This is a genomic window from Microbacterium sp. (assembly GCF_032084865.1).
In the GTDB taxonomy this organism is placed as follows: Bacteria; Actinomycetota; Actinomycetes; order Actinomycetales; family Microbacteriaceae; genus Microbacterium.
Map to the genome: position 1 here is coordinate 9,014 of NZ_DAMDLU010000059.1, position 8,046 is coordinate 17,059.

Below are 8,046 nucleotides of genomic sequence, written 5' to 3' on the forward strand. Positions count from 1 at the left end.
ATCTCGGGCCTCGCCACCGCCGCTCTGCTCGCCCGGGAGGGCGCATCCGTCACCCTCGTCGAGGCACGAGACGAGCTGGGCGGCCGAGCCGGCAGCTGGGAGTCGCGCGGCTTCCGCTTCGACACCGGCCCGTCGTGGTATCTGATGCCCGAGGTGTTCGATCACTTCTTCCGCCTGCTCGGCACCTCGTCGGACGAGCAGCTCGACCTCGTGCGACTCGACCCGGCCTACCGGGTGTACTTCGAAGACGACGCCGAGCCGTTCGACCTGCCGGCCGACGGCGCCAGGGACGCCCTCGTCGCCCTCGATCCGGATGCCGAGCAGCAGCTCGACCGCTACCTCGCGTCCGCCGCGGACACCTACGATCTCGCGACATCGACGTTCCTGTACAGCACCTACGAGTCGCTGCGCCCGCTGCTCACACCGCGCACCCTGCGCGGGCTGCCGACGCTGACGCGCCTGCTCGCAGAGCCGCTCGACCGACGCATCCGCCGGCACAGCCGCGAGCCGCGCGTGCAGCAGATCCTCGGGTACCCGGCAGTGTTCCTCGGCACGTCGCCCGCGAAGGCTCCGGGCATGTACCACCTGATGAGTCATCTCGACATCGGGCAGGGCGTGCTGTACCCGCGCGGCGGGTTCACCGCCGTGATCGCGGCCATCGCCCGTGTGGCGAGGGCGGAGGGGGTCGACATCCGCACCGGATGCCGTGCCGCGCGCATCACGGTCGAGGGCGGCGCCGCGACGGGTGTCGAGGTCGAGCTCGCCGACGGCACGCGCGAGCAGCTGCCCGCAGATGTGGTGGTGTCGACGGCTGACCTGCACGTCACCGAGCAGCAGCTGCTGGATCCCGAGCACCGCACGAGATCGGATGCCTGGTGGGACACACGCGACCCGGGCCCCGGCGCCGTGCTCGCGCTGCTCGGCGTGCGCGGCGAGCTGCCGCAGCTCGCGCACCACACGCTGCTGTTCACGAAGCAGTGGGAGGAGGGGTTCGACGCGATCTACGGCAGGGGGCGTCGCGGCGAGGGCAGACGGATCCCCGATCCGGCGTCGCTGTACGTCTGCCGCCCCAGTGCGACCGATGACGTCGCCCCCGAGGGGCACGAGAATCTGTTCGTGCTCATCCCGGTGCCCGCCGACACGTCGATCGGTGCCGGAGGCGTCGACGGCACCGGAAATGACCGGGTCGAGCGCGCGGCCGACGCGGCGATCGACCAGATCGCGGCCTGGTGCGGTGTGCCCGACCTGCGCGAGCGTATCGTCGTGCGCCGCACCATCGGCCCCGCCGACTTCGAACGCGATTTCGGCGCCTGGCGCGGCGGTGCTCTCGGCCCCGCGCACACCCTGCGGCAGAGTGCATTCCTGCGCGGGGCGAACATGTCGTCGAAGGTCGACGGGCTGCTGTACGCCGGCGCCACGACCATCCCGGGAATCGGCCTGCCGATGTGCCTGATCAGCGCCGAGCTGGTCGTCAAGCGTCTGCGCGGCGACGTCTCGGCCGGTCCGCTTCCGGAGCCTCTGGCGGCGACGCTGTGAGCGCCGCCTACCTGATCGCGCTGCTCGTGTCGCTCGCGGGCATGGTGCTGCTCGATGTGCGCCACCGGCTCTTCCTCGGCCGCGACCCGGGACGAGCGGTGATCGTGCTGCTGATCGGCACCGCGTTCTTCCTGCTCTGGGATCTGGCCGGGATCGGCCTCGGAATCTTCTTCCGCGATGACGGCGAGTTCGCCACCGGCATCCTGCTCGCGCCGGAGCTGCCGATCGAGGAGCCGATCTTCCTGCTGTTCCTGTGCGAGCTGACCATGGTGCTCGTCTGCGGCGCCGAGAAGGTGCTCGCGGCGCGACGGAAGGCGAGGGCATGAGCTACGTGCTGCTGTGCGCGGGGTTCCTCGCCCTGGCCGCGGTCGTCGCGCTCGTGGGGCGCCGTCGCGACCGGATGCCGTCTGCGCTGTCACTGCTCGTCGCGGCGGCCGCGCTGGTGCTGCTCACCGCCGTGTTCGACAACCTGATGATCGCCGTGGGACTGTTCGACTACTCGAGCGGGCACATCTCGGGCATCCGGATCGGCGAAGCCCCGCTCGAGGATTTCGCCTATCCGCTCGCCGCGGTCATCCTGCTGCCGGCGCTGTGGTCGCGGCTGCGGAGGGAGCGTGCCGATGATCGGTGATCTGCTGGCCGCATCGCGGCCGCTCAGCTGGATCAACACCGCCTACCCGTTCGCGGCCGCCTATCTGCTCGTGGCCGGGGGCGTCGACGCCCGCTGGGTGATAGGCACCCTGTTCTTCCTCGTGCCGTACAACCTGGCGATGTACGGCATCAACGACGTGTTCGACTACGCCTCCGACCTCGCGAACCCGCGCAAGGGCGGTGTCGAGGGGGCGCTGCTGTCGCCGCAGCGGCACCGCACCGTGCTCGTGACGTCGATCGCGCTGAGTGCGCCGTTCGTCGTCGCGCTGATCGTGCTCGGCTCACCCCTGTCGTGGCTGATCCTGACGATCAGCCTGTTCGCGGTCGTCGCGTACTCGGCGCCGCCGTTCCGCTTCAAAGAGGTGCCCGTGCTCGACTCGGTCACCTCGAGCATCCACTTCGTCAGTCCCGCGGTGTACGGCTTCGCCCTCGCCGGCGGCACGGTGACCCCCGGCCTCGTCGCCCTGCTGAGCGCGTTCTTCCTGTGGGGGGTCGCGAGCCACGCGTTCGGCGCCGTGCAGGACGTGGTGCCCGACCGCGAGGGCGGCATCTCGTCGATCGCCACCGCGCTGGGCGCCGCGCGCACCGTGCGCCTCGCGCTCGCCTGCTGGGCCGCTGCTGGAGTGCTCATGCTGTTCACCGGATTCCCCGGCGCGCTGGCAGCCGTGCTCGCCCTGCCGTACCTGTGGGCGGCAGCGCCCTATCGCTCGGTGTCGGATGCCGACTCGGGTGCGGCGAACCGCGGCTGGCGGCACTTCCTGTGGATCAACTACGCGTGCGGCTTCGTCGTCACGATGCTGCTCATCGTGTACGCGCTCGGCCGGTGACCGCAGCCGGGAGGGCGTTCCGGATGCCGTTCAGCCGAGCTCTTCGGTTCAGCCGAGCTCTTCGGTGAGCGCGAACCAGCGCAGCTCGAGCTCGTCGACCTCGTCCTGCTGGGATCGGACCCGCTGCATCCGCTCGCCGAGGCCGGTGTAGTCCGACTGGTCGTGATCGGCGAGGTCGTGCTTGGCCCGGTCGATCTGATCGTTCAGCTTCTGCATCCGTCGCTCGAGCGCCGCGATCTCCTTCTCGGCCGCGCGCCGCGCGGCGCCGTCCAGACCGGATGCCTTCGCCGGCACAGCCCGATCGACGGGAGCGCCCGAATGCGAACCCTCCCGATCCCGCCTCTCGAGATCGCGCAGCCGCAGGTACTCGTCGACACCGCCCGGGAGGTGGCGCAGATGCCCGCGCAGCACGGCGTACTGCTGGTCTGTGACCCGCTCGAGGAAGTACCGGTCGTGGCTGACGACCAGCAGGGTGCCCGGCCACGAGTCGAGGAGGTCCTCGATGGCGGCGAGCATGTCGGTGTCCATGTCGTTGGTGGGCTCATCGAGGATGAGCACGTTCGGCTGGTCGAGCAGCACGAGCAGCAGCTGCAGTCGGCGCTGCTGACCGCCGGAGAGGTCTTTCACCGGGGTCGACAGCTGCGCCGAGGTGAAGCCGAGCCGCTCGAGAAGCTGCCCGGGGGTGAGTTCTGCCGTCCGCGACTGGGTCCCTGATCCTGTCGAAGGGCCGAACGTGTACGAGGTGCGCAGGCCGTCGATGACGGTGCGCACCGGCTCGTTCCAGTGCTGTTCGAGCTCATCGACCTGCTGGGTGAGCGTGCGCACCTGCACGGTCTTGCCGCGCTTCACCCGCCCGCTGGTGGGGTCGACGGTGCCGGCGACCAGTCCCAGCAGGGTGGACTTGCCGGCGCCGTTCACCCCGAGGATGCCGGTGCGCTCGCCCGGCGCGATGCGCCATTCGACGTCTTTCAGCACGGTCTTCTCGCCGTAGGTCACCCCGGCATCCAGCAGGTCCACCACGTCCTTGCCCAGGCGCGAGACCGCCAGCGACTGCAGCGAGACGGTGTCGCGGATCGGCGGCACGTCGGCGATCAGGGCGTTCGCGGCGTCGATGCGGAACTTCGGCTTGCTCGTGCGGGCGGGCGCGCCGCGGCGCAGCCAGGCGAGCTCCTTGCGTGCGAGATTCTGCCGCTTCGCCTCTGACGCGGCGGCCATCCGGTCGCGCTCGACGCGCTGCAGGATGTAGGCGGCGTACCCGCCCTCGAACGGCTCGACGGAGCGACTGTGCACCTCCCACGTCGCGGTGCAGATCTCATCGAGGAACCAGCGGTCGTGCGTGACGACCAGCAGCGCGCCGGCGTTCTTCGGCCAGCGGCCCTTGAGGTGCGCCGCGAGCCAGGTGATGGCTTCGACGTCGAGGTGGTTGGTGGGCTCGTCGAGCGCGATGATGTCCCAGTCGCCGACGAGCAGCCGGGCCAGCGACACCCGGCGGCGCTGCCCGCCGCTCAGCGATGTGACCGGTGCGTCCCAGCCGAGATCGGCGACGAGACCGGCGATGACGTCACGCACCTTCGCATCCCCCGCCCACTCGTGCTCGGGTGTGTCGCCCACCACGGCACGGCCGACGGTGAGGTCGTCATCGAGGGTGTCGGCCTGGTCGAGCACGCCGATGCTCGTGCCGCCTCGCACGGTCACCCGCCCGGCATCCGGCTCTCGCCGGCCCGCGAGCATCGCGAGCAGACTCGACTTGCCGTCACCGTTACGGCCGACGATGCCGATGCGGTCGCCCTCGTCGACTCCGATCGTGACCGAATCGAAGACGACCTTGGTCGGATACTCCAGGTGCAGGGCCTCGGCCCCCAGTAGATGTGCCATCACCTCAAGGCTAGGCGGTGCCTGCTCCGCATTCGCCCATCGTCGGCGCGAGATCGCCGTCTAGATCGGCGCAGGCGGCTGCGGCGGCATCGCCGGTGCGCTCAGACGCTCGACGACCGGCATGTGCGCGGCAGGGTAGCGCGCCGTGCGGTGCTGCCAGACGAAGAGCGTGAGGGCGATGAAGCCGGTCAGCACCTTGTCGATGACGGATGTGAGGATGTTGGCCGAGAGCGCAGCGGCGAGCAGTGGCAGCCCCAGCGTCACGATCGATGCCGTGACCGAATCGGAGCCGTGCCCGCTGAGGCCGCCGAACAGGATCACGTTGAGACACGAGCCGACCACGGAGCACGCCGTCGCGGCGAGCATATTCAGGACGAAGAACCGTCCGATGTCATCACCCATCCGCAACCGCCGGACGCCGTATCCCCAGACGAGGGCGCCGGTGACGCTCACCAGCGCGTAAGGGGCCGCTCCGGGAGCGCCGACGGTGAAGCCGAGGAGGTTGCCCGCCGTCGCGACGAACGCGCCGTGCCACGGACCGAGGATGATCGAGGCGGCCGCTGTCCCGACCATGTCGAGGTAGATCGGCAGGTGAAGCGCCTGCACGACGATGATCCCGAGGAGATTCAATCCGGTGCAGCACAGCATGAGGAGCCACGTGCTCCCCCACCGCGGACTGCTCGCGCTCGCGACTCGGCGCGTCCCCGTCGGAACGGGAACGGTGATCGACGGCGGCCTGGGCGCCACACGCGCCCGAGGAGCCTGGTCGGTGGTGCGCCGCAGCCGTCGGGCACGCTCCACCCATCGCTGCGCCTCGTCCTCCCGCGCGCCGAGGGCGGTGACGATGTCGTGCAGCAGCACGGGATCGATGCGGGTTCGACCGGCGCGGAACGCGTCGTAGACAGTGCTGCGCGGCGGGAAGGCGGCCGCGTCGGCGACCCCGCGGTCTATCCGCTGCTCGCCGATCCGCCGTCCGATCTCGGCGTACGAGATCGGTGTGGCCTCTTTGAGCGCGAGGAGGTCGGCGGCGATGCGGTCGAAGGAGTCGGGGACGTCTCCGGACGCGGCCAGCTCGCTCACTGATCCCTCCTCGGTGCCGCAGAGCCTGCGGCACTCAGCATATCCGCGACGCGACGGCGACCGCGGCTCAGCGGATGCGGCCGCGACGACGCACGACGCTCTGCAGCGTGTCACGCACCGGTGCGCCGAGGACGAGACCGAGGGATGCGCCGGATGCCAGCGCCAGGCCCACCGCGCCCGCCTGCATCAGTTCCGCGAACGCGATGATGAGCAGGATCGGGTCGTCCTGCGCCTCCACGATTCCCAGCAGACCGCGGTACACGACCGACCCGGGCACCATCGGGACGATCGCGGCGGTCGTCACCGCGATCGACGGGACGTGCAGGCGGTGGGCGATGAGCGTGCCCACGAAACTGGCGATCAGCGCGCCCGCCGCGCTGGCGATCGGCACGCCGAACCCTCCGGCCGTGCCGGCGCTGAACCCGCCCCACGCGATCGCGCCGAGCACCGCCGAGACGAGGATGGTGCGCGACGTCGCGCCGTTCCACACCGCGACGGTGACCGCGATCAGCACGACTCCCACCACCTGCATCGAACCCGGGCCGAGCGACGGCGGGTCGGTCGAGAGCGTGAAGCCGATCCCCAGTCGCTGCGCGAGCGACACGCCGCCCACGATGCCGACGACGACGCCGAGGGTGAGCAGCGCCAGATCGAGGATGCGGCCGCCCGCGGTGAGCGCGAAGCCGTCGATCGCATCCTGCGCGGCTGCCACCACAGACATCCCGGCGAGCATGAGCACGATTCCGGCCGCCACGATCACGGCGATGCCGACCTGGTCGAAGGGCGCCACGCCCTGACTGCGCAGCGTGTTCGCGGCGGCGGCGAACGCCGTGACCACGAGCGCGCCCGCCGCCTGCGAGAAGAAGAAGGGCACGTGCATCCGCGCCATCCAGCGCTGGGTCAGCGCCGCACCGCACGCGGCGAGGAACGCGATGAGCGTCGTGATCCACGAGGCGCCGTAGAGCAGGCAGACGCCGACGGCCAGCAGCCCCTGCGCGAGAACGATCACGGTCGGCCGATAGCGGAACGGCAGGCGCCGGATGGCGTGAAACCGCACCCGCGCCTCCGGCAGGGCCAGCCCCGCCTCGATGTCGGACACCAGGGCCTGCAGCTGCTGCAGCTTCGCGTGGTCGGGAACGGGTGCGCGCACCACGCGGATCGCCGTGAAGGGCGGGTCCGACTCGCCGCCCTGATACGACACGGCGATCGAGTTGAAGGTGATGTCGACGTGCACAGGGCGGATGCCGAGCGCCGCAGACACGCGCGTCGCCGAGAGCACCACCTCGTTCGCGGACGCACCCACGGCGATGAGGGCTTCGGCGATGCGCATCGCGAGCTCGATCACCCGCCGGGCGTACATCTCGTCGACGGAGAGGATCGCCTGGGTCTCGGGGCGGGACGCGGCGTCGACGCGGATCGCGTCGACCAGACGCACACGCCATTTCTTCTGTGCAGCCATCACTCCATCCTCACAGAGGCAGCGCGCTCGGCGCACGCGGACGGGCCGCACGGGGATCGTCCCGTGGGCGGACCAGGCACCTCAGGCGACGACGCGGGTGCCGGGCACCGGCCCGTGCACGTGCAGTGCCCGACGGCCGGAGCCGCGCAGCTGATCCTGCACCGAGCGGGCGTGCTCGGGGCTCTCGCACAGCAGCGCGATCGTCGGTCCGGAGCCGGAGACGAGGCCGCCGAGGGCGCCGAAGCGGATGCCGTCGATGAGCGTCGCGCCGAGATCGGGACGGTCGATGACCGCGGCCGCCTCGAGGTCGTTCATCATGGCCGCGGCCAGGTCGTGGGCATCCCCTGCCCGCAGTGCCTGCAGCACGGGAAACGGCACGTCGAGCGACATCGGCGGGTCATCGGCCACGGCTCCCTCCTGGGCGCGCAGCAGGTCGAGCCGGCCGTACACCTCCGGGGTCGACAGGCCCTGCGCGCTCAGCACGAGCACCCAGTCGAAGCGCCCGCGGGCGAGGGCGGGTGTCAGCTCGTCGCCGCGCCCTGCGCCGACGGCGGTGCCCCCGTGCAGCGCGAACGGCACATCGGCGCCGAGACGCGCCGCCAGGTCGTGCAGGCGGTG

7 protein-coding genes and 1 pseudogene are annotated in these 8,046 nt (G+C 70.9%); 4 read left to right on the forward strand and 4 right to left on the reverse strand.

Translation table 11 applies throughout. From position 1 onward, the window contains the following. The 4 genes from crtI to RT309_RS07975 form a co-directional block, all read left to right on the forward strand. The coding region (crtI, locus tag RT309_RS07960; RefSeq protein WP_313356319.1) for a phytoene desaturase family protein at positions 1 to 1,536 on the forward strand (1,536 nt) is incomplete at its 5' end. Then, complete coding sequence (locus RT309_RS07965; RefSeq protein ID WP_313356320.1) at positions 1,533 to 1,862, forward strand: lycopene cyclase domain-containing protein; 330 nt, start codon at positions 1,533 to 1,535, stop codon at positions 1,860 to 1,862. The genes crtI and RT309_RS07965, both read left to right, overlap by 4 nt. Beyond that, entirely contained in the window at positions 1,859 to 2,167 is a 309-nt protein-coding gene (locus RT309_RS07970) for a lycopene cyclase domain-containing protein (RefSeq protein ID WP_313356321.1), read from the forward strand. Before RT309_RS07965 ends, RT309_RS07970 begins: the two co-directional genes overlap by 4 nt. Beyond that, positions 2,157 to 3,014: a prenyltransferase gene (locus tag RT309_RS07975; protein ID WP_313356322.1), complete on the forward strand. Its 858-nt coding sequence runs from the start codon at positions 2,157 to 2,159 to the stop codon at positions 3,012 to 3,014. Before RT309_RS07970 ends, RT309_RS07975 begins: the two co-directional genes overlap by 11 nt. A 48-nt stretch (positions 3,015 to 3,062) precedes the next feature. Here RT309_RS07975 and RT309_RS07980 read toward each other — a convergent pair whose 3' ends face one another. From RT309_RS07980 to RT309_RS07995, 4 genes and pseudogenes are all read right to left on the reverse strand, one after another. Then, positions 3,063 to 4,889: an ABC-F family ATP-binding cassette domain-containing protein gene (locus tag RT309_RS07980; protein ID WP_313356323.1), complete on the reverse strand. Its 1,827-nt coding sequence runs from the start codon at positions 4,887 to 4,889 to the stop codon at positions 3,063 to 3,065. Between the two features lie 60 nt (positions 4,890 to 4,949). Continuing rightward, a complete protein-coding gene (locus RT309_RS07985) occupies positions 4,950 to 5,969 on the reverse strand; it encodes a hypothetical protein (RefSeq protein WP_313356324.1) in 1,020 nt (339 codons plus the stop codon). Positions 5,970 to 6,036: 67 nt separating this feature from the next. Further along, the gene (locus tag RT309_RS07990; RefSeq protein ID WP_313356325.1) at positions 6,037 to 7,428 is read right to left on the reverse strand and encodes a threonine/serine exporter family protein; all 1,392 of its coding nucleotides are present in this window, start codon (positions 7,426 to 7,428) and stop codon (positions 6,037 to 6,039) included. A gap of 81 nt (positions 7,429 to 7,509) precedes the next feature. After that, a pseudogene (locus tag RT309_RS07995) lies at positions 7,510 to 8,046 on the reverse strand (4-(cytidine 5'-diphospho)-2-C-methyl-D-erythritol kinase); the annotation flags it as partial.

What these genes read in the sequence shown, in the direction of transcription:
- RT309_RS07980 (WP_313356323.1), bottom strand. Translation starts at nt 4,889, where the DNA reads ATGGCACATCTACTGGGGGCCGAGGCCCTGCACCTGGAGTATCCGACC.
- RT309_RS07970 (WP_313356321.1), top strand. Translation starts at nt 1,859, where the DNA reads ATGAGCTACGTGCTGCTGTGCGCGGGGTTCCTCGCCCTGGCCGCGGTC.
- RT309_RS07990 (WP_313356325.1), bottom strand. Translation starts at nt 7,428, where the DNA reads ATGGCTGCACAGAAGAAATGGCGTGTGCGTCTGGTCGACGCGATCCGC.
- RT309_RS07975 (WP_313356322.1), top strand. Translation starts at nt 2,157, where the DNA reads ATGATCGGTGATCTGCTGGCCGCATCGCGGCCGCTCAGCTGGATCAAC.